At 59.4% G+C, this 22,996-nt stretch carries 17 protein-coding genes; 6 read left to right on the plus strand and 11 right to left on the minus strand.

Going from position 1 to position 22,996, the window contains the following annotated elements; all coding sequences use genetic code 11:
• The first annotated feature begins 1 nt into the window (after position 1).
• The 6 genes from BLU78_RS05025 (at position 2) to BLU78_RS05050 (ending at position 8,782) form a co-directional block, all read left to right on the plus strand.
• A complete protein-coding gene (locus BLU78_RS05025; protein ID WP_010261424.1) occupies positions 2-2,722 on the plus strand; it encodes a GH92 family glycosyl hydrolase in 2,721 nt (906 codons plus the stop codon).
• A 21-nt stretch (positions 2,723-2,743) separates the two neighbouring features.
• Entirely contained in the window at positions 2,744-3,208 is a 465-nt protein-coding gene (locus BLU78_RS05030) for a hypothetical protein (RefSeq protein ID WP_010261427.1), read from the plus strand.
• An 11-nt stretch (positions 3,209-3,219) separates the two neighbouring features.
• Positions 3,220-4,188: a DUF4961 domain-containing protein gene (locus BLU78_RS05035; RefSeq protein WP_010261429.1), complete on the plus strand. Its 969-nt coding sequence runs from the start codon at positions 3,220-3,222 to the stop codon at positions 4,186-4,188.
• A gap of 4 nt (positions 4,189-4,192) precedes the next feature.
• Entirely contained in the window at positions 4,193-5,623 is a 1,431-nt protein-coding gene (locus BLU78_RS05040; RefSeq protein WP_010261431.1) for a sialate O-acetylesterase, read from the plus strand.
• A gap of 27 nt (positions 5,624-5,650) precedes the next feature.
• On the plus strand, positions 5,651-6,760 hold the full coding sequence (locus tag BLU78_RS05045) for a DUF4185 domain-containing protein (protein ID WP_231290779.1): 1,110 nt from the start codon (positions 5,651-5,653) through the stop codon (positions 6,758-6,760).
• Positions 6,761-6,916: 156 nt separating this feature from the next.
• On the plus strand, positions 6,917-8,782 hold the full coding sequence (locus BLU78_RS05050; protein WP_010261435.1) for an outer membrane protein assembly factor BamB family protein: 1,866 nt from the start codon (positions 6,917-6,919) through the stop codon (positions 8,780-8,782).
• Positions 8,783-8,885: 103 nt separating this feature from the next.
• On the opposite strand, the gene BLU78_RS05055 is transcribed toward BLU78_RS05050, so the two are convergent.
• Genes BLU78_RS05055 through BLU78_RS05105 form a run of 11 tightly spaced genes read right to left on the minus strand, consistent with a single transcriptional unit; the run spans position 8,886 to position 22,991 of the window.
• A complete protein-coding gene (locus BLU78_RS05055; protein ID WP_229096329.1) occupies positions 8,886-10,187 on the minus strand; it encodes a TolC family protein in 1,302 nt (433 codons plus the stop codon).
• Between the two features lie 5 nt (positions 10,188-10,192).
• Positions 10,193-13,372, minus strand: coding sequence for an efflux RND transporter permease subunit (locus tag BLU78_RS05060; RefSeq protein ID WP_010261440.1), 3,180 nt, complete (start codon positions 13,370-13,372; stop codon positions 10,193-10,195).
• A gap of 2 nt (positions 13,373-13,374) precedes the next feature.
• Positions 13,375-14,517, minus strand: a complete 1,143-nt coding sequence (locus BLU78_RS05065) for an efflux RND transporter periplasmic adaptor subunit (protein WP_231290781.1) — start codon at positions 14,515-14,517, stop codon at positions 13,375-13,377.
• Position 14,518: 1 nt separating this feature from the next.
• The gene (locus BLU78_RS05070) at positions 14,519-15,739 is read right to left on the minus strand and encodes a DUF4857 domain-containing protein (RefSeq protein ID WP_231290782.1); all 1,221 of its coding nucleotides are present in this window, start codon (positions 15,737-15,739) and stop codon (positions 14,519-14,521) included.
• A gap of 2 nt (positions 15,740-15,741) precedes the next feature.
• A complete protein-coding gene (locus BLU78_RS05075; protein ID WP_010261445.1) occupies positions 15,742-16,407 on the minus strand; it encodes a hypothetical protein in 666 nt (221 codons plus the stop codon).
• An 18-nt stretch (positions 16,408-16,425) separates the two neighbouring features.
• Positions 16,426-17,682 carry a DUF4857 domain-containing protein gene (locus tag BLU78_RS05080; protein ID WP_010261446.1) on the minus strand — a complete coding sequence of 419 codons (1,257 nt, stop codon included), beginning with the start codon at positions 17,680-17,682 and terminating at the stop codon, positions 16,426-16,428.
• 2 nt (positions 17,683-17,684) lie between these two features.
• On the minus strand, positions 17,685-18,371 hold the full coding sequence (locus BLU78_RS05085; RefSeq protein WP_231290785.1) for a hypothetical protein: 687 nt from the start codon (positions 18,369-18,371) through the stop codon (positions 17,685-17,687).
• Positions 18,372-18,376: 5 nt separating this feature from the next.
• Positions 18,377-19,270: an ABC transporter ATP-binding protein gene (locus BLU78_RS05090; RefSeq protein ID WP_010261449.1), complete on the minus strand. Its 894-nt coding sequence runs from the start codon at positions 19,268-19,270 to the stop codon at positions 18,377-18,379.
• Positions 19,271-19,302: 32 nt separating this feature from the next.
• Positions 19,303-20,838, minus strand: coding sequence for a PKD-like family lipoprotein (locus BLU78_RS05095; protein ID WP_176791123.1), 1,536 nt, complete (start codon positions 20,836-20,838; stop codon positions 19,303-19,305).
• Between the two features lie 19 nt (positions 20,839-20,857).
• Positions 20,858-21,565, minus strand: a complete 708-nt coding sequence (locus tag BLU78_RS05100; RefSeq protein WP_010261452.1) for a DUF4843 domain-containing protein — start codon at positions 21,563-21,565, stop codon at positions 20,858-20,860.
• Between the two features lie 25 nt (positions 21,566-21,590).
• Positions 21,591-22,991, minus strand: a complete 1,401-nt coding sequence (locus BLU78_RS05105) for a RagB/SusD family nutrient uptake outer membrane protein (protein ID WP_010261454.1) — start codon at positions 22,989-22,991, stop codon at positions 21,591-21,593.
• Positions 22,992-22,996 lie beyond the last annotated feature (5 nt).

The following is a 22,996-nucleotide window of genomic DNA, read 5'->3' on the forward strand; positions in this document are numbered from 1 at the left end:
GATGAAAACGATAATCAGCATACTGGTCCTCGCGGCACTCTGTCCCCTGACGGGCCGGGCGGCGCAGAACAACATCGCCCCGCAGGCGCATGCCACCGTTTCGGACTCCCTGGGCGGGCAATACGGCGCCGAAGGACTGAACGACGGGGTGATCCGCTACGACGGACGCGGCGAATGGGCCTGCCAGGGGGCCGTGGCCTCATGGGGCGTGATGCACATGCCGTGGGCGCAACTGGAATGGGACGAGGAGGTGACCATCGAGCGCGTAGTGCTCTATGACCGCGTATCGCCCGAAGAGCATCTGGCCGGAGGCACGCTCCGCTTCAGCGACGGTTCGGAAGTCAGCGTAACGGGGATTCCCAACGACGGAAGCCCCCGGAGCGTGACGTTCACTCCCCGAAAGGTGAAATGGATGCGCTTCGAAGCGACCGACGGCGCGGGCAAAAACATCGGCCTCTCGGAGATCGAGGTCTTCCCGGCCCGGGACGAACGGACCTCCTACGTGGAGTGGGTCGATCCCTGGATCGAGACCACGCGCGGCCGCTGGTTCTTCTGCACCCCTGCGGCACGCCCAATGGGCATGGTGGCGGCGCACGCCTTCACCCGCAACAAGAACCAGGGCGGCGGCGGTTACAACTACAACTTCCCCGACATCCTGGGATTCACACAGGTCAACGACTGGATGGTTGCCGGGCCCAACGTCATGCCCGCCGCGGGCGACGTGGACCCGATGCAGGGCATGACCGGGTGGAAATCGCCTTTCAGCCATGAGAGCGAGATCATCCAGCCGGGTTACCACCGGCTTTACCTCGACCGTTACAACGCCTGGGTCGAATATACGGCGACGGACCGCGCGGCGCTCTACCGCGTGAACTACACGAAAGGCGAGCAGGGCAAACTGCTCGTGGACGTGGGCAGCACGCTGGGCAACTGTTCGATGAACCGGGCCACACTCTACCGCATGAGCGACACGGTGATCCTCGGCGAACTGACGACGACGGACCGCTTCTGGGGCGGACCCGACAGCATCGCGCTATTCTTCGTGCTGGAGTGCAACCGGCCCTTCACGAGCGCCGACGGCTGGAACGAGAAGGGCGTGATGCCTTGCGCGGAAGCCATCGCGGGCGATCAGGCGGGCATGGTGCTCAACTTCGATCTGAAGGAGTCCGGCGAGGTGCTCTTCAAAATCGGCATGTCGTACACGAGTCTGGAAAACGCCGTGGGCAACCTGAAAGCGGAGCTCGACGGATGGGATTTCGACGCCGTACGCGGCGAGACGCAGGCCGTCTGGAACGAAATGCTGGGCCGCATGGCCGTCGAAGGCGGCAGCGAGGCACAGCGGATCAAATTCTACACCGACCTGTGGCACGTGCTGCTGGGACGTCACAAGATCAACGACGTGAACGGCTGGTATCCCGACTACACGGGCGGGAAATACGTGGATAAACGCACGCCCGACCCGATGAAACTGCGCCGCGTGGAACTCGATGCGAACGGCGCGCCGAAATTCAACATGTACGGCTTCGACGGCATCTGGCTCACGCAGTGGAACCTCAACGTCCTCTGGGGGCTGGCATGGCCCGAGATCATGGACGATTTCACGGCCTGTCTGGTGCAGTATGCCGACAACGGCGGCCTGCTGCCGCGCGGAGCCTGCGCGGGAGGCTACTCGTTCATCATGACAGGATGTCCGGCGACCAGCATGCTGGTAAGCGCCTATATGAAGGGTATCATGAAGAAAACCGACCCGCTGCACGCCTATGACGCGATCAAACGCAACCACCTGCCGGGCGGCATGATGAGCCACGAGAGCGCCGACGACCTGAAATTCTACATCCGCAACGGCTGGTGCCCCGGCAACGCGGGCAAGACGCTCGAATGGGCGTTCCAGGACTGGGGCCTGAGCCGCATGGCGGCGCGTCTGGGCAAGAAGGCCGACGCCCGGGAGTTCGAACGCCGCGCCCACGGATGGACGCCGCTGTTCAATGCCGAACAGGGGTTGATCCTCCCCAAAAAGCGGGACGGCGAATGGCTCCACCTCGATCCGCTGGACGGCCGGGGCTGGGTCGAAGCCAACGCCTGGCAGGGGACCTGGTCGGTATCGCACGACCTGCCGAAGCTTGTCGGACTGATGGGCGGAGGCGACGCTTTCTGCGACAAACTCAACTACGCCTTCGAACAGGCCCGGGACCTCGACTTCGTCTACGCTTACAGCGGCGGTTACGTGAGCTACGCCAACCAGCCCGGCTGTTCGAACGCCCATCTGTTCACCTACGGCGGCAAGCCCTGGCTCACGCAGTACTGGGTGCGCCAGGTCAAGGAGCGCGCCTACGGCGGCATCACCCCCGACAAAGGTTACGGCGGCCACGACGAGGATCAGGGCCAGATGGGCGGCGTGAGCGCACTGATGGCCGTCGGCCTGTTCAGCGTCACGGGAACCGAATCCGACGTGCCCTATTACGACATCACCTCGCCGATCTTCGACCGGGTGACCATCCGGCTCAACCCCGACTACTACCCCGGGGGCGAGTTCGTCATCACGACGCACGACAATTCGGCCGACAACTGCTACATCCGCCGCGCCGAACTCAACGGCCGGCCGTGGGACTACGCCCAGTTCGACCACGAACAGTTCATCCGCGGCGGCAAGCTCGAGCTGTGGCTCGGCGAGCGGCCCAACATGGAGTGGGGCAAACTCAAATACCTGAATCCGAAACAATAACAACATCCAAAAACTACCGACATGAAAACACCGCATGTTTTCCTGATAACCGCGCTGAGCCTCCTCACGGCAAGTTGCACCAACGAGCTGGAGAGCGGCAAAGACTACCCCGCACTGGCCATGGGCAACGAGACGCTGGTATTCAAAATCGACAAGGTGATGCAGAACGAGACCGACGTAAAACCTTATTTCACCTTCTTCGACGACGTGCAGCTGACGCTGAGCTACAAGGACGGAGAGCCTTCGCTGCTGACCTTCAAAGAGACCGGAGCGCCGTTCCGCGTAACCACGAAAGATTACGTGGACGTGGAGTGGGAGATCTACACCGGAAAAAGCCCCTATGAAATTCGCGAGAAGGGGACCGGCGAGGTGATCTGCTACATGACGCGCGACCGCCTGATCACCTTCCCGTTCAAGCTGGGAGCGCCTTCGAACCAATACGAATACCAACTCCTGCCCGTCGGGAACGAGAGCGAAAACCAATAAACGAACCGAAGATGAAACGCTATTACAGATACCTGACCATCGCCGCACTGGCGGCCATCGTCGCGGGATGCATGGAGTTCCTCGCCATAAACCATCCCGAAACGGTCCCCGTAAACACCGGCGTCGACGCCACGTTCGACGTCAAAATCGAGGTAAACAAGGACATCGACATCCGCACGACCCCCGTGGTCGCCATACTGGCTCCCACGGCGTGGAAAATGGCCGAGAACGCCGTCGTCACCTACACGACCAGCGACGGCTCCGGAACGAAGGAGATGCGTCTGGCCGTAGGCACGGACCAGGAGCCCAAAACCAAAGGCCCGTGGTCCGCGGCGCTGAAATCGCGCCTCGGACTGAAAGGCAACTACGAACCCGTGGAGTGGGTGGCCTTCATCGCCACGACCGACCACAACTGGGGCCCTAACGACCAGTTCACGGGAACGGTCACCGTCCGTTTCACCACGGGAAGCGAAAACCTCAAAACCAACCTCGCCTACTTCATCGGCAACACGCAGGACGGCGTACATGACGACGCACAGTACTACCTGCTCCACGAACAGCCGTTCGAGACCACCGGCGGCAGCAACGCCACCATCGACTACACGCTGCCCAAGATGTGCTCCATTTCGCCCGAGGCTTTCACGTGGGAGGATATCGTGGCGATCAAATACGACGCGACGATCCAGGTCGACGGCGTGGATTCACCCCTGAAAGGCGCCGACAAAGTCTACCTGATGGCGCGCGCCTCCTACAACGGCGAGACGCAGGAAGCCGTTGTCGACGAGGTGGGCGCCAAGACGCTGATGACCAAAAACGGAAAGGACAAATGGATGCTTTACCTCTATCCGCACGAGTTCTTCGGCGTTCCGGCGGGCGTGAAGATCGACAAAGTCAGTTTCTACATGGTCAATGCCGACAAGAGCATCGAGGTGAAGATGCCCGACGGCGAAGAGTTCTCGTTCCCCGAGAACGACAAATAACCCCATGAAACGTCTGATCCTGATCATTCTGTTCGGGCTCTGCGCGTCCCCGGCCGGCGCGCAGGGCCTCGAACTGCCGCCCGTCTTCGCCTCGGGCATGGTGCTCCAGCAGCAGGCCGACGTGGAGTTGTGGGGAGAGGCCCGTCCCGGCGCCCGGGTACGCGTCCGGGCGAGCTGGACGAAAGCGCGGCCCAAAGCCGATGCCGACGCCCGGGGACGCTGGTCGGTGACCCTGCGAACCCCCGAAGCCGGATACGAGCCCCGGACGCTGACGGTGGAGAGCGGCCGGGAACGGCTGGAACTGACTGACATACTGATCGGCGACGTCTGGTTCGTCGGCGGACAAAGCAATATGCAGATGAGTTTCCGCGGCAACCCCGACCAGCCGGTCGAGGATGCGCAGCGGATACTGCTCCGCAGCAACCGCCCGGGCATGCGGCTGTTCCGCGTGGAGAACGGTTATGCGCTGGCTCCGAACGACACGCTGCGCATCGACGGCGCCTGGGGTCCCGCAGACCCGGAGCATGTGAAAGAGTTCAGCGTCGTGGGGTATGTCTTCGGCGAGAAGCTCCACGAGGTGACCGGCATCCCGATCGGCCTCGTGCAGTCGGCGCACGGCGGTTCGACGGCCGAGGCATGGCTGGACCGCGCCGAACTGGAGCGGTTCGGAGGCTTCGACCTCGAACTTACGCCCGCGAAGACCGACCCGGTCTGGTATGCCGTCCTGCCGACGGTGCTTTACAACCGGATGCTCGCACCGCTGTTGCCGATGAGCGTCAAAGGCGTGATCTGGTACCAGGGCGAATCGAACGTCGCCCGACCCCGGCAGTACCGCGAACTTTTCGCACGGCTGATCGAATCGTGGCGCGGCTATTTCCGCAATCCGGAGATGCCCTTCTATTTCGTGCAGATCGCCCCCTACGAGCATCCGGGTGTCAACTCCGCGGAACTGCGCGAGGCGCAGCTCGACGTGATGCACACGGTGCCCCATACGGGCATGGCCGTAACGCTCGACCTCGGAGAACGCGACGTGATACACCCAGCCCGTAAGGAAGCGGTCGGAGAACGGCTCGCCTATTGGGCGCTGAACCGCGACTACGGGCATCCGGCCTTCGGATGCCGCAGTCCGGAGTTCCGCTCGATGGAGGTGCGGGACGGACGCGCCCGCCTGAAATTCGACTACGCCCCCAACGGACTCTCGTTTTTCGGGAAACGACCTTCGGGCTTCGAGATCGCAGGCAGCGACCGCGTCTTCCACCCCGCAGAAGCCCGCATCGTGCCGGCATTCTGGGGCAACGAAGGGCTGGAGGTTTGGAGCGACGAGGTTCCCGAACCCGTCGCCGTACGCTATGGCTACACAAATTACGTCGACGGTTCGCTCTACAACACCGAGGGGCTTCCGGCCTCCTCGTTCCGGACCGACGACTGGCATTGAACGAACACCATTAAAAACCGATCTATGATGAAAATCCTGAAATTTTTAACACTGCCGACCCTGCTGGCGGCCGTATCCTGCGGCTCGAACAGCCCGGCGAAAGCACCCTCCGTGCACGTGGACACCCGCTTCACAACGCTCTATTCGCCCGATTCAAACGGCGTGACGGGCTCCGACGGCGCGATCTCGATCGTACTCGACGACGGCAGCTCGCTCTTCATGACCGGCGACTGTTTCCTCGGCGAGGTCGTCGGCGGAAAACGCGATTTCAGCTACGAGATGATCAACAACTCGCTCATCCACATCAGCGCCGACAGCAAATACCTGGGAGCCTATTACGGCGGCACGCCCGAGGCGCCCCAATCGCTCTGCACGCCCCTCGAAGCCGCAACTTCGCAGTACGTCTACTGGTACTGGCCCGGCCACGGATTCCAGCACGGCAATACGCTCCATCTCTTCATGACGAAGTTCTACCAGGGCGGCGAGGGGCAGTGGGGCTTCCGCTTCGACGGCACGGACGCCGTGAAGATCGACATGACGGATTACAGCGTCCGGTCGATCGAAGAGATTTACGACGACCGCTGCCCGATCCACTGGGGACACTGCGTGATGAAGCAGGGCGGCTGGTATTACGTCTACGGAACCCGTTCGGGAGCCGGTTACGACCCCGCGCAACTGTGTGTTTCGCGGGCAAAATTCGACGAAGCGGCCGATGGCCTGGGCCCCTACGAGTATTTCGACGGCACGGGATGGAGCGCCGATCCGGCCTCCGCGGCCGCCTGCCAGGGTCTCGACGTACCTGTCTCGGAGCAATTCTCGGTATTCAAACACGGCGATGTCTATGTGCTGGTCACACAGCGCCGGGCACAACAGGCGGGCGACATCTACTCCTACATCGCCGATACGCCGGTGGGACCGTGGCGGAACAAACAGTTGCTTTACGTCACCACCGAACAGGACAACGACCGCGAACTGTTCACCTACAACGCAATGGCGCATCCGCAGTTCATCAACGAAGCGAACGAACTGCTGATCTGCTACAACATCAACAGCTACAACCTCCAGAAACCCTACCTGGATGTTTTGACCTACCGGCCCGTGTTCCTGCGCGTCCCGATGAGCATGATCCTCGAATAGAAAAATCACCCGGGAACAGAATTCGGCGGGGCTGCGATACCAAATCGCAGCCCCGCCGAATTGTTTTATGCCTCTCGGGTTCAGACTCCGATCAAACGTTGTACGAACTTTTCCGAAGAAATCCGTATCTTGCGGTAATAAAACTGCGCAAAACCCATGAAACACTCCGGCATCCTGCGGGGACTCGGCCTGTGGTGGCTCCTGCTGTCTGTGGCAACTGTTGCAGCCGCACCCTGCGACACGCTCCGCGTCGCCTTTCTCACGGACATTCATGTGACGCCCGGCAATGCACAGGACTCGCTGCTGCGCATCGCCATCGACGAAATCAACGCCTCGACATGCGACATCGTTCTTTTCGGCGGCGACCTCACCAACCTGGGCAGCGACACCGAACTGGAACACGTCCACGCACTGATCTCCCGACTGCGGAAACCGTGGTGCGCAGTCCCGGGCAACCATGAAACCACGTGGTCCGAAAGCGCCTGCACGACGTTCGCCCGAATCTTCGGTCACGACGGGCGTATCGCCTTTCGTGCCGGAGGCTACCTCTTTCTGGGCTATGCATCGGGACCGTTCATGAAGATGGCCATGGGCGCCGTGCGCACCGAAGACCTCGCATGGCTGGCTGAGGAAGCCGCCAAGGCGCGTCCCGGCGAGCGCATCGTGAGCCTCTGCCACTACCCGCTCAACGGAGATCTCACCAACCGTTCCGAAGTTACGGCGACGCTCCGCCGGCTGGGCATTCCCCTCACGCTGTTCGGCCATTATCACCGGGCACCGTCGCTCTTCAATTTCGATTCCGTGGCGGGAATTCAGGGCCGCGCCCTGTCGGGCGGGAAGCAAGGCACGGCGGGATACATGCTGCTCGACTTCCGGGGCGACTCGGTTCGTGTGAGCGAAAAGGTGTTGGGCTCCGCGCCGCGCGTCTGCTTCACGATCGGCATGCACGACGACCCGCAGGTTGCGGCCATTGCCTCCGACCCGATGCCCGAAACTCCCGACTACGCGGACCATGCACAGTTGATGCTGCAGGACAGCGCGACAATTTACACCGGGGTCGCTTTCCACGACGGGATGATCTATTACGGAACGACGCAAGGCGTGCTGCGGGCCTTCGATCCCCGCCGGGGCCGCGAGGTGTGGCAGCAACGGCTCGGCGGCGCCCTTTATACCACGCCCCTTGCGGTCGAAGGCATTGTCATTGCCGGGACGACGACTCGCGGGCTGTGCGCTTTCGACGCCCGCACGGGCCGCGCACGGTGGAGGATCGACACCCCGACGCCGATCGTCGGACAGGGGCTCGTCGCAGGACGCGGCCGCGACGCGGCCCTCTACATCGGTCTCGGCAACGGCACGATGGCTAAAATCGCCGTGCGCGACGGACGTATCCTCTGGCGTTACGACTACGGGCGCAGACAATCGCAGGGACAGCCTGCACTGGCCGGCGACTGCCTGGTTTTCGGTGCCTGGAACGGCCGTCTCTACTGCCTCGACGCCTCGACGGGCGCACTTCGCTGGACGTGGACCAACGGATCGAAAAGTTTATTTCTGGCTCCGGGCAACATCGTTCCCCGAATCGCTAGGGGCCGTGTGTTCATCGATGCACCCGATCGGGCCGTCACGTGTCTCGACCTGGCCTCGGGCCGTGTCGTATGGCGCTGCCGGGATTACAAGGCCCGCGAATCATCGGGGCTGAGCGCCGACGGCAGTCGGTTTTACGTCAAGACGATGGACGGCGAACTGCTGGCTGTCGACACCTCGCAGAATTCTTTCCGCGAGGTGTGGATTACCCCGGTGGGGTTCGGCTACGACTACACGGCATGCCCCGTAACCGTGAGCGGCGGCATCGCCTACCTGGCCGACCGTTCGGGCCGTATCGCCGCCGTACGCGAGGACGGGACGTTACTTTGGTGTGCGAAATGCTGCCAATCGGCGGCAAACTTCATCGTTGCGGCCCCCGACGGTTCACTGTGGACGACCTTCGCCGAAGGAAAGATTTTCCGGATACCCCCGGAGCGCTGATCCCGGAGCATCCGCAGCCGAATACCCCGGAGCCGGAAAAATCCATGTATCCGAAACCGGCGCTGTCGCCGTCAGCGATACCCTGAATGCCCCGAACGGCCCGTCAATCCGTTTCCCGTAGCAACATGCCTGTCGTCAGCAATAAATCGACATGCGCCATTACCAGGTCATAGCGCGCTGACAGCAAATCGACGGCCGCGTTGAAATAGCTGATCTGCACATCGCGGAAGTCGAACTGCGAAAGCGTTCCGGAAGCGAATTTCTGCTCCGCGATCCGCAGACTCAATTCAGTGGTCGCCAACTGTTCCTCCCGCAGACCGACCAGTTCACGGCGAAGCAGGAAAGCGTCGTATTGCTTGTCGACATCATAGCTGACCGAAAGTTTCATATCTTCAAGCGACAGTTTCTCGATTTCATGGTTGATCTGCGCCACCCGCACGGCGCGCCGCCGCTGACTGCCGTTGAAGATATTGAATGAAATCTTCGCGGAAACATAGGGCTGTATCTGGCGGTTGTCGATTCCGGCAGCACGATTGTAAGCGTAACCGGCTCCCACGCCCACATTCAGACTCGGATAATAATCCGAACGGGCGACGAGCGTCTCCTCGGCGCGAAGCCGGATAGCAGCATACTGTTTGCGGATCGAAGCATTGTCGCTTTGCGCGATCCGGTGCAGTTCGGCCGGATCGAGCCGTTCGTCGATCGCCGGAATGCTGTCCGTCAGCGTCCAATCGCCTCCGCGCTCCACGGCAAGCAGGAATCCCAACTGCCGGCGAGCGTCCTCATAATTGTTTTTCTGGCTCAGATAGGAGGCCCGGTCCTGCAGCCAGGCATTCTTCGCCTGCAACAATTCGAGATTGCGGACCACACCCAGATCCGCCGCATGCTGCTCGCGGCGGAACCGGTCCATGGAAGCGTCCATCAACTGTTGCGCAATCGTCACCTTTTCCGATTCCAGAACGGCCTGATAATAGGCCGAGATGATCGACCGCACCGTATTCTCGATCAGCACGGTCTGCGAACCTTCGGCCTGTTCCTGGGCCGCATCGAGTTTGGCTTTCGTACGCCACACGCGAAAACCGCCGAAAAGGGTCCACGACAATTCGAGGCTGGGCTGCACGCTCAGCGTCGAATAATCCTCCGCGTCCGACCCCTGCGGCATCGTACGGCTGAAATTGGCGGAAGCCCCGACCGCTACGGACGGATAAAGTCCGGCCGCGCCCCACGTGTTGTTCACGACCGAAGTCCGGGTTTGCAGTTCGCCGACTTGAAGATCGTAATTGTTCTTCAACCCGATATCAATGGCCCTGGCCAATGTCAGAGCGTTTCCGTTCTGTGCAGCCGCCGGCTGCCGCACGGCTCCGAACAAACAGATCGCCGCACAAAGTACACTATATCGCATCATAGTTTTCATTCGTTGAAATCCGTATTCCGCGCCATGTCCTTCACGGCCGTTTCCGCACTTTCGGGCGTTGCATCCGGATGACGAAGCCGCAGGAAGAAGAGTTTGAACCGGTTGGCCATCTTGATAAGCACCGGGAAGCACGTCAGGATGAAAAACGTCCCGAAGAGGATACCGTATCCGAGCGTAATGGCCATGGGCAGGACGAAACGGGCGTCGCTGCTGCCTTCGCGGATCAGCGGGAACAATCCGGCCGTCGTCGTCAGCGACGTAAGTATAATGGGCCGGAAACGCGACCGGGCGGCCTCGACAATCGCCTCGTCGACCTTCATGGACAGTTTCAGACAATCGTTATAGCGGGAGATGAAGACCACCGCGTCGTTGATAATCGTTCCCGAAAGAGCCACCATGCCCCAGATGGTCATCATCGAAAGCGGCACGCCCTCGATCCAGTGGCCCCAGATCGCCGACATGCAGCCGACGGGGATCATCAGGACTACGAGCGACATTTGAAGCGTCGAACGCAGGTAGATGACCAATATCATGACGATGACGAACAAAGCGATCATATAGAAACCCTTGATGGTCTGCATTTCGTCGCGCATGTCCTTCATCTGCCCCTGCTGCATGTAGGTAATGTCCGGATAGCGGGCGAGAATCTCGGGCAGGATATGCTGCTCGATCTCCTCCATGACAGGGATCACAGACGCCGAAGCGTCCTCCATATAGGCGTCGACACGAATCTCCTTCCGCCCGTTGTAGTGGTTGATCGAAAGGACGCTGCGCCCCAGATCCAGATCGCACAGTTCGCCGAGCGGATAGACGCCGTTCGACGTGCGGATCATCATTTTAACCAGATCGCCCATCGTCCTGCGGTCCGTATCGGGGTAGCGGACGTAGAACCACACCTCGTCCTTGCCCTCCTGCAAACGCTGCGCGAGCGACCCGTAGAACGCCTCGCGCACCTGCCCCATCACCTGCTGCTGGGTGAGCCCCAGGCTGTAAGCCACCGGTTTGAGCCGGACACGGACCTCCTGGCCGCCGAGCTGCGCATTGTCGATCACGTTGTACAGCGCGTCGAGTTCGCGCAGGCGAGCCTGAAATTCGGAGCTCGCCCGTTCGAGCGTCTCCATGTCGTAGCCGAACAGACTGATCGAGACCTGCGCGCCGAAACGGTGTCCGGCGCCGATGGCGAACTTGTAGGCGGACGGAACCGTCCCCAGCTCTTTCGATATGCAGGCCTTGATCTCGTCCGTTCCGATCTCCGACTGGTCGAGACGCCGCAGGAAGACCACCACCGACCCGGCGTGGCTGCCCGTCTCGCTGCCCGAAAAAGCGGTTCCCGTACGCATGTTGATCAGTTTGATGAACGACGGTTCCCGGTAACGCTCCATCAGCATGGAGTCGACCCGCCAGACAACGGATTCGATGCGCTTGAGCTCAGCCGTCAGCTGGTCGTAATTCGTACCCGGCTTCATCGCCAGTTCGATGTTGAAGCTGTCTTCGTTCATCGACGGCAGGATCGTAAAGCCGATGCGGCCGCCGCCGATCAATCCGGCCGTCAGCAGAAAACAGGCGGCGAGCGACGACAACACGACCGACCGGTGTCCGAGAGCCCAGCGAACGAAAGGCAGATAGACCCGTTCGCACAGCGAGCGCATTCCCCGGTCGAATCCGCTGCGGATACGCCCGTAGAACGAAGTGGCCGAAGGCGGCGCCAGGACCTTGGCCGACGCACAGTGGGCCGGAAGCATGAACATACTCTCCAACAGGGAAAACAGCAGGCAGACGATAACGACCACCGCCATTTCGTACATCATTTCGAGATTGCCCTGGATGAAGAGAATCGGCAGAAACGCGACCAGCGTCGTCAACACGGAAACCAGCACGGCGGGCAGCACCTCCATCGTTCCCTCGACGGCCGCTTTCCGCGCCGGTAGCCCCTGCTGAAACCGCGTATAGATATTTTCGCTGATGACGATACCGTCGTCGACGAGGATTCCCACAATGAGGATCATGCCGAACACCGATATGAAATTCATGGTCAGCCCCATGAGCACCGCCACGACGAACATGCTGAGGAAGGCCATCGGAATGCCCCACGCCACCCACACCGAGAGACGGAAGCTCAGGAAAAGCGACAAACACAGCACCACCAGCAGCATACCGGCCAAACCGTTGCTGTACAAAATATTGAGCTGCCCGCGGAGCGTTTCGAGAAAATCGTGCATGAATTCGAGCCGGTAGCCGTTACCGCGCTCGTTGAACTCGCGGATGTAATCGTGCAGATAAGCGGAGATACGCTCCAAGTCCTCGGTCGCCAGGTTGTCGATACGGAACATGACGTTGCGCTCGCCGTCGACATAGCTCGCCGTCGGAATGTCCTCGAAGATCATCCGTACGTCGGCCACGTCTCCCACACGGATCAGATCGCCGTTGGCATTGGCCCGCACCACGATCCGTTCCACGTCGGCGGCTGAAACCGACCGATAGCGCGAATTGATCTTGATCTCCTCCCTGGGATTTTTGATCTTGCCGCCGTAAATATCGAGGTTGTTGGCGGCAATGGCATTCTTGATCTCCGAGAAGCTCATGCCGTAACGCTGCAACACCTCTTCACGAACCTCGACGGACATCTCCATCCGTGTCGGATAGCCGATCAGCGTCACCTGCGAGATCAGGCCCGAACCCAGAAAGTCGTCCTCGATACGTTGCGCCGTGCGCTTCAACAGCATGATGTCCTCCGGCCCGCGTGTCTGGGTCAGAGCCAGAAATCCGGAAAGCGACGTAGTTTTGGTCTTGGTGATGACCGGATTCTCCGCCCCGGCGGGGAAATTCGAGATTTTGTCTATCGCGTTCTTGATGTCGTTCAACACCACGTCGACATCGTAGTCAGTGCGGATGAGTATGGACACGAGCGACTGGTTCTCCATGGATTTGGAGCTGATCTCCTTGACTCCGACCACGCCCCGCAGCGCATTTTCGACGAGCGTCGTCACGCCCTCCTCCATTTCCTTGGGCGTGGCGCCCTGATAGGTCACCGACACGGTGATCAGCCGGGACTCGGTGATCGGGAACGAAGCCTTGCGGATGGAAAACAAGGCTGCGATGCCGAAGACCAGCGTCAGGAATACCAACGCCTGCGCATAGAACGGATACCGAACGAATGCAGTGATTACTTTCCGCATGACTATTCCGTTTTATCCGACGCCCGACGACCTTCCAGCAAACCGATCTCCATCCCGTCGGAAGGATTGACCAGCGATTCGGCGACGACGAGCGTTCCGGGTTCCAGGCCGCGCAAATAGGCGTAATCCTCATCCACATAAACAACCTCGGCCGGCCGGGCGCGCAGGCGGCCGTCGACGCAGGCATAAACCGTATCGTCGGCGAAGAGCGCCTCGCGCGGCAGGCGCACAACCTCCCTGAGCCGGGCCGCGGCGATACGAACCCGGTAAAGCTGGCCCGAAATCAGGTTGCGGCCGGGAGTTTCGACCCGAATGTAGACCTTCACGCGCTGCGTGTTCTCATCCACAAACGGGGCGATGCGGGCGACCGTACCGCGAAAACCGCCCCGTTCGTCCTCCACCGTCACGGCGCTGCCGCAGGAAAAATAGCGCACATAATCGGGTTCGACGCCGGCTTCCAGTTCGAGCCGGTCGGTCTGGGTGATGGTGGCGATCTCGCCCCCGACGGAGGCGATGGCGCCGACCTCTTTGCTCACCGTCGAAAATACGCCGTCGAAAGGGGCGTAAACGGCGTATTTGCGCAGATTGATCTCGGCCTGCCGAACTCCGTAGTATTCGGAAATGACATTCCGGACCGCCAGATAAACTTTCTCCTTCGCACTGTTGACCGCCGGAAGCGGCGGCAGGTCCTCATCGACGGAAAGTCGGTTGAAGAAGGCGCTCCACTTATCCGCCTCCTGCGGAAAGTCCACAGCCAGATCGGAAAGCTGCTGCGAAAGCAGGCTCATGTAACGGCTCCGGGCTGCCATCAGCGACGCGCGCGCGTCGTCGTCATAAAGCCGGACGAGCAGGTCCCCCTTCCGGAAACTCGTGCCTTCGCGCAGCGCGACCGGCCCTGCGACGATGCGGGCGCTGACCTCCGAGCTGAGCCGGACCGTCGCTCCGGCATGAACCTTCGCAAAACAGGAATAGGCGACGTCGTAGTCCCGCAAGGCGACCGTATCGGCCCGGACGTGTACGACGCTCTTCTTCGCCTTGTTCTTCTCGGCGACCGGCTTGGTCACGACCATGTAGCGGTATACTCCAAAGGCTGCGATCAGAATGAAAGCGGCCAATGCCGCCTGCAATAATCGATGTTTCTTCATATCAATATCTGTTCGGGAAAATTAACACGGCGATGAACCCGTAAATGCCGAACACGGCCGTCAAGGCCAGATCGACGAGATGGAATGCGCCCGTAAGCCGGCAGCGGTTGAGCCGTTTGACGACGACGAGCAGCAGCACGAAAAACAGATTGACGGGCCAGAACTGCCGTACCGGATTGGGAATGGGGATGAAATGCGCATATCCGGGCGTCAGCATGATGCGGAACGGGAATATCCGCTCTTCGGCAGCGGCGGCCGGCGAATTGCGGTAGTTGTTCACTGCGATCGCGCAACGGTCGACAGGCTCGAAATCACGGTCGAGGACATACATCGTACTGCTGTCCTGCCCAAGATTCTTGTACGAGCGGAAATAACGGTTGTAGGTCAGCATGAACCGGCCATTGTTCTTTCCGAGAGGCAGTTTTTTCAGCGTATAGTCGGTCAGCAGCGCATAAAGCTCGTTGTCGGGGGTGAAGATATGGCAGTAAATCTCCCCCGGCACGTGGCATTTAATCTGCTTGATCTCGAAATCGTTGTCGATGGCCTTCACGCGCGGTGCGCCGTGGACCATCAGCAAATGAAACAGTTTGCCGCGGGCGTCGACCACGAAATAGCCGTCGTCGCGGGATTTGATCGTTGAAGGGATGCCGAAGATGTCCCGCGCCGGAGCACGGAACCCGGCTTCGCGCAGCGCCTCGTCGAAAATCCGGCTCTTCCGTGTATCGACGCTGTTCGTCGCCGCGTCGATGAACTCGATGCCCCGCCTGCCGATCCGGAAGAGGTCGTGCGGCAGATCGACGCCCGGATGTCCGGGACACGACTCGAACAGGGGAGCCAGCGCGAAGTCGAATCCGCGGTCCCCGATGAGCATCACGCGGCGCACGCTCCGCAGCACCTCCTGCGTGAGCGGCTCGCCCATGAGCGAGTCGGGCATCATGCCCAGCATCTTCAACTTGCGCGCATTGTCGAAAGGCAGCAACCGGGCATATTCATTCTCGGTCAGCGGATTGCCGCTCCGGTCGTAATATACCATGCGGTTGGCTTGCCGGAGCGAATCGTACACCTCTTCGCTGAACACGAAATCGCGCTTCACTTCGCTGTAATAGAGCAGGCGCTTGCCCGCACGCTTCTCGAACCGGCTGCGAAACAGATCGGGCAGATAAAAGCCCAAAATCAGGATGGTGGTGAACACCAGCAGCACTCTTACAATTTTCGCCGTCATATCTACAACTCTCCCTTATTGAACCGACGGGCCGTGAAGAGCACCGAGACACTCGAAACTCCCGTAAGAGCCGCGAGCACCGGCAGCAGCGTCTCCACGTTGCCGACAGCAAATTTTCTCATGAATACCGAAATCAGCAGATAGGCGACGATGAAATAGAAAAAGCGGAACTTTCCCACCGGTTCCATCGCGATCATCGCTATCCAGAAATAGGCCGTCATGCCACCCAGCACCCACGGCATCATCGTCACCAGCGCCGCCCGAATTACCTCGGCGGGAAGGTATACGGCCGTCAGCCCCACGAACAGCAACAGGCAGCAGGCCAGAATCGCCGACAGCAGCAGAAAACCGTAAAGCACCATGCTGTAAACGACCCGGACCGGTCCGAGCGGCAGATGCAGCGAGAGTTTGATCCGCTTGTCGACCACCTCGGGCAAAAACTGCGACACCCCGATCAGCACGGCTGCGAACAGCGGCACGAAACGGAACAGCGCAAAAAACGCCTCCTTATTGGTCAACAGCCGCGACAGGTAAAGCGGAGCGTCGCTGCGGATACCCCCGGCGACGCCGGCGAATATGCCGACCACGGCCGCAAGGCCCGCCACGAGCGCCACGAGCGCAAACCAGCGGGTTTTGATCCACTCCTTGTATATAAGATGCAAAGTCATATCTTTCAGCTATTAAAGTCAATTTACATTCGGGTTTCCGAGTCCCGGCATAACCAACACGCCCAAAAATCCGTAGATGCCGAACAACGCCACGATCACCAGATCGACGAGCACGAACGGGTCGTGCAGCGACTCCCGGCGGCGGCGTTTGATCGCGGCCATGATTCCGGTCAGACAAACGCTGACCAGCAGCCAGAGGAATCCGTCGGACCACGTAAAACGCAGCCCGTGCCAGGGCGTAAGGCGCACGGTAAAGGGGAACACGACTTGTTGCGCTTTATATTTCGCAGTCTGTTCATAGGTGCGGTTGCCCACCGTACAACTGTCGATCATCCGATAATCGACATCCGTAACATAACAGGTCGTATGATCGTGATAGGCATAGACGAACTTGTTGAACAGCAGCATGCCGTGCATCGCCACCCGCATGGCGCGCGTATCGGGCAGCGGGAGCCGGCGGAAAGTATAGTCGCGTCCCATCCGGTACACTTCGCCCTTTTCGGTCAGCATCATGGCCAGGAATTCGGGCCGGTCGGCAAAACTCAAATTACGCACAACGCATCCTTCCGGCAGTGCGATCCGCTCAACCTCAGGCTCTCCGCCGCACATGCCCATACGGAAAAGCCCTCCGCGGCTGTCGGTCATGAAATAACCCAGCGTCTCGGCGTCCGTACGGTCCGCGGGCGTCCATGTGCCCGACGCCGGAGAGACGAATCCCGCACCGGCGAGCGCACGGCGGAAAGCCGCCGTTTTCGCCGTATCGACCCGGTTCGAGGGCGCGTCGAGGAACTCAATCCCGCCACGGCCGAAACGGAACAGATCTTGCGTCCGGTAATCGTTCGAAACATAGGACAGCTTGTCCTTCAAATCGAGCAATCCGTAGTCCCGGCCTCCTCCGTCGCCGAAGTAGACCGTATAATCGTGCGCCGACACACGCTCAGGCGTGACGGCGACACCGCAGACGGTTTCAGGCAGACGCCCTTCGTAAATAAGCTGCGAAGCGTTTTCAAGCACGGCCAGCGTATCGGCCTGTTCGGGCGTGTAGGCGTTGCCCTTCGAATCCCGGATTTCGTACCGGATGCCGGACCTGTCGGACGGATCGTTGGAATAGATGCTTTTCGAGATGATGAAATCGCCCAGAACTTCCGAATAGACGATTTTTTTGTAGTCGCCGTGCCACGATGCGGGAACCATGCGGTAGAACCCGGGCAACGCCATGGCGGCCGCGAATGCGGCGAACAGAACGGCGACGACGCGTATGATATTTCGGTACATGGCTATCGTTCTCCTTTACTGAAACGGTACGACGAATACAACAGCAACGGGAAAGATCCCGCAGCGATCGCCAGCAGGGGAAGCGCCGACGAGAAATAGGACCCCGGAGCCTCTCCGCACACGACGAACGGAGAAATGAGATAATATCCCGTAACGGCATACAGCAATGCACGCCAACGGTTCGGTTCGAGTGCGACCATGGCGATGAACCCGTAAACCGGATATGCCGCCAGCAGCCAGGGCAATACGGACTTCAACGCCGGAAGCGTAATCTCAGCCGGGAACAGAGCGGCGCTTTTCGCAACGAACAGCCCGTACAGCAGCGCATTGGAAACGGTGACCGCCGCAACGCCGTAGAGGGCCATGCCCAACACCAGCCGCGTATTGGCGACCGGCAGATGAAGCATCAGCCGGATACGCCGGTTCACAGTCTCCGGCAGGTATTGCGTGACGCCGACGCACGCGGCGATCAGCAGCGGCACGTAAAGCAACATGCGATAATAGATCAACGGCGGATTGTCGTACAGCACTTTGAGCATATAGGTCTTGGCCCCGAATCGTTCCATGCCGTTCTCCACCCGGATGAAAACGTAAAAGACCGTCGCCAAACCCAACACGAGCGCCGCAAGGTAAGTCCAGCGGGTCTTGATCCACTCCTTATAGAAAATATGCCAAACTATCTTTCCCATCTGCATCAGTATTTACCCGTAAGTCCGATAAAGGCATCCTCCAAGGTGAGGTTTTCCCGCCGGAAGTTGACGAATCCGACGCCCCGGCTCTGCAAAAGCGCGACGATCTCCTCTTCAGAGGCATAGGTGTACAGCTCGCAATGGTTGTTCAGCCGTTCCAGATTGACGACCTCCGGCGCGCCCGAAAGGTCGAACGCCCCCTCGGCCTCGAAGAAGAACCCTTTGAAATCACGCTGGAAATTGGCCAGCGGTCCCTGATAGAGCACCCGGTTATAGTCCATGATCAGGATGTCGTCGATCAGCCGCTCCATATCCTGAATGATGTGCGAGGTGAGAAAAACCGTTTTGCCCCTCGACTTGGCGTATTCGCGCAGGTAGTCGATGAACAGACGCCGATACCCCGGGTCCAGTCCCAGCGAGAAATCGTCGAGGATCAGCAGGTCGGGGTCCTGGGCCAGAATAAGCCCCAAAGCCACCTGTGCACGCTGCCCGCACGACATGGTCGAGATTTTCTGCCGCGGGAGAATCTTCAGCCGGTTGATCAGGTTGAAATAGGCGTCGCGGTCCCATTTTTCATAGAACCCCGAATAGAACTTCTCGATCTGGTGGACATTCATGAACGAATACTGAATATGTCCCTCGATCAGGTAACCGATGCGGGCCTTCGTCGCAGGCGACAGGTTTTGCGTATCCTCACCGTAGATCAGACACCGACCCGAGCGGGGAGCCAGAAATCCGTTGAGGATATTGATCGTCGTACTCTTGCCCGCACCGTTCTTGCCCAGCAAGCCGAGAATACGACCTTCGCCGACCGAGATATTCAGGTTTTCGTAAACCAGTTTTTTGCCATAGTAGTGCGTCAGGTTACGGCACTCTATTACATTTTTGCGTTCTTCCATCAGGAATGATTAAAAGATTAGTAATTTTCGGATTATTTTTTAATGAAATCCACGCCGCGTCCCGGAAGAATATCTTCGTAGGTGTGCAGATCCTCGCCGGTCAACGTGTTGTAAACGTCGATGGTCGTCGTCTTCTTTTCCCGGTCGTAGAGATAGACCACCGTGCAGTCGTCCTTGTCGCTGAGCGCCGTGCCGGCAATAAGCACGAAAACATCGACGATCTCGTACTTGTCGTCGTAGAGCCGGAACGGCTTCTCCTCGGGCGCAAACTGCGTGATGTTCAGATAGTCGAATTTCATGATCCTGTTCCCCACGGCATAGAACCCGTACCGGGTGGAAAAGGCCCCGAACCACACTGCGGCCTCACGCCCCACGCCGGCCGGAATGGGAACGACGGTTTTGAGCGTCAACGGATCGTTGGCCGAGGAGTGCGATCTGGCGTTATACACATACAGGAAATAGTCGCTGCCCTTGCGCACGACCAGGTGCATCAGGTAAGGATTGTTGTTCCCCTTGCCGGTAGCTTCGGAAAAGGCCCCGCAGAGTTCGTCGGCCGTCAGCACCGATTCACCGCCGGTTCCGGGAACCGGCGTGGCGGGTTGGTTGTACTGTTGCAGGCAACCGACCGTTCCGTCCTCGTAGAGCACGAACAACGCACGCTTATAGCGCATGAACTGTTTCGAGCCGACGACCTGCCGGATGTTTTCGGCCATGACGAACGCCTCGTCGTCGAAGACCGGCGTTTTCGTATCGGTCCCGCTGAACATGTGGATCTTGCCGTTCGCCACCACATACTTGGCTCCGCCCGCAGCATAGAATGCCGACGTGATTTTCACATCGGGAGCCTTTCCCACGTAAACCCGGCCGTTGACCGGCGAAACGATTTCGCCCATATTGGCCGTAAAATCCTGATCGCCGTCGGTATCCACCATGCTGACCGTAGCGCCGCACGAAGGGCTGTTGTCGGTGAATACCGCCAGTTCGGATTTCGCACAGACCGCCCCGACGTAGCGGCCTTCGATACGCTCCGAACTTCCGTTCACACGGGCGACCATGCCGGGAAACCAGCGGGTGAAACCGTTCTTCGGCGAGATCGTCGAGGCCGACGTTCCCGTCGTCTGGATCGACATCCATTCGACGCACCCCTCCTCGGTCTCGTACAAAGCGAGGAATTTGGGCGTGTAGCCGTTCAGCACTTTGAATTTGAAAGTCGACCGGAATTCCAATCCGTTGAGTTTGTTTCTCACCACGAAACTCCCCGGAATGTCCGTATTGAGTTGATACGATTTCGGGAGGTAGATTTCCCAATCGAGGTTTTTCTCGGTAGAGATCACCTCGCTTTTACCCACGATCCACTCGTATTCGTAATCCGCCTCGTCGCATCCCTCAGGCAACACGACCGTCGGTTCGCAGGTGAAGCGGTCGCCCAGATAAAGGTCGCTTTCGATCTCTACGCCTTCGACCGAAACCACATAATCGGGATCGGAGCCGATCTCGCCGTCCCTGTCTCCGTAGCACGACACCGCCGCAAGCGCTGCCAATGCCAATATATATGTTCTGCTGTTCATAATCATTCAACCGTTAGCGTCATTCATCGAAAAAGATTCTGTTACCCGTCGTCTGGTCGTAGACTTCGTTCTGCTCGAAATATTCCGTGCAGACGGCGATCCAGTAATCCAGAGCGAGACTGGTTCCGGCATCCTTCCAGTCGGGATCGGTGATGCCGCTGACCTCCAAAAATTTGGCGCATTTCACCGGATGATAGGTAAGTTTGCTGAGTTTGGAGGTATTCTCCCAGAACGCGGGCGGCGTATTGACGTTTTTCACGAACGACACCTCCACCCACTGATATTCGGGCAGTCCGGACACGAAATTCTCGTTCGGAGTCAGTTCGATGCGGAGTTTGTAGTCGTCGGTCTCGTTGAGCCGTGCGACATGGATCGTCAGCGGAAAGGTATCCTCGTAAAGCCCCTTGCGGAGAAGCTGCCTTTCGTCGAGCGTATATTCCACGCCGTTGACGGCATACTGCGACAACTCTTCGTTGACCCGGACCCGGTATTCGCGGTCGCGCTCGTAGTCGACGACCCCGGTCAGGCGCACCGGAATATCCAGCGTGTAGTCCCCGGCTCCCACACCCAGGAAATAGGCGTTGAACGCATAGGACTCAGGATAAGTTCCGGGCCTGAACTCGCCTTTGGCGATGTTGAGCGAAACGCGGCCCGCATCATAGACCTCTATATCGCGTTCCCGGCACGCCCCCGACAGACAGACCGCTGCGACCAGGAAACAAATCATCCTTCTATTCATGGCATTTACAGATTTAATTACCGAAATCGTTTTCATTGTCAGGCCGCGGGAAAGTATATGCCTGCGGAGCTATCGCAATGGTGTTGCCGTTGTAATTTCCGTTGTCGACCCGGTCCATATTGAGCCGCTTGTAGTAGAAAAACAACTGCCCCTCGCCCTTGAAATCGCAAATATATTCGCGCGTCAGGGCCGTGCGCAGCACATCGGCGGATGTCGATGCGTCGAGTTCCGCAATACCGCGGTGACGCTTGAGCGCATTGATGTAGGACAACGGTGCGGGATCGAGCTGCGGAGCGTTCATCACGGCCTCCTCGGCAATCAGATACATTTCGCTCAGTTTCAGCATCGGAGTGCATGCCTTGGGATATTTGTAGCTGTCAGCCGCCAGCGAGGAACGTTTGTATTTGATCAGATTGATCTTGTTCATCGAATTGTAAGCGAGCCAGGCATTCAGACGCAGGTCGCCCGCCTCGTAACAGTTGGGCGAGGTTACTATATCTTCGGAAAGCCCTTCGTAATAGGCCCGTGCACTCGCCGTGATCCGATCGTTGTCGAGGGCGAACACCAGTTCGGGCGTGAAGACCCGGTTCGACCGCAGCTCCTCGCCGTAGGAATCGGTCTCGGCGATCTCGGGTGCGGTGATAAACCGGAATTTCTCCGATCCGACGACCGTCTTCGCCTCGTCGTAAGCCGTAGCGTAGTCGCCCGTGTAAAGGGCGATACGCGCACGCAGCGCACAAACGGCATAATAGTTCATGCGTTTGGTGCGGTCGTAGGAGACATACGGATCGGCCGACTTGCGTGCGACGACGATGGGGTCGCGGGTTTCGAGCAGGGATTTCGCCTCCGCGAGTTCATCCATCAACTGCGCCAGCAGCCGCTCCGACGTGTGGCGTTCACCGATCGTCGCATCCCAGGAGGTTTTCCACGGGACATTGTTCGATTCCGCATTGACGGCATACGGTTCGTTGAACATCCGCACCAGGTCGAAGTACATATAGGCGCGCATGGCGAGCATCTCCGCGAGCATGATCTCCCGCACCCCCTCTTCGAACAGGGTCCGTTCCTCGTGGCGCAGTTTGTCGATGACCAGATTGGCGTTGAAGATGTTGTTGTACATCGTGAGCCAAAGGTCGTCGATAACCTTCTTCGAATCGTCGTTCGCGTAGTCGTAGGCCGCCCACTTACGGCGCTTCTCGTTGTTGGCCGATACGGTATACTGCCCGGTCAGCGGTTCGAGGGCGGTCAGCGCCACGTAACCGCCGTACAGATTGGCGTCGCCCATGTTGATATACACGCCCGTTACCGAATTGTAGTAGCCCTCGGCCGCATCGTACATGTCGTCGATGTCCACTTCCGATTTGGACGTTACGTCCAGCCACTTGCCGCACGATGCGAGCAGCAGTACGAACATCACGG

The sequence above is a fragment of the Alistipes timonensis JC136 genome, from assembly GCF_900107675.1.
Lineage (GTDB): Bacteria > Bacteroidota > Bacteroidia > Bacteroidales > Rikenellaceae > Alistipes > Alistipes timonensis.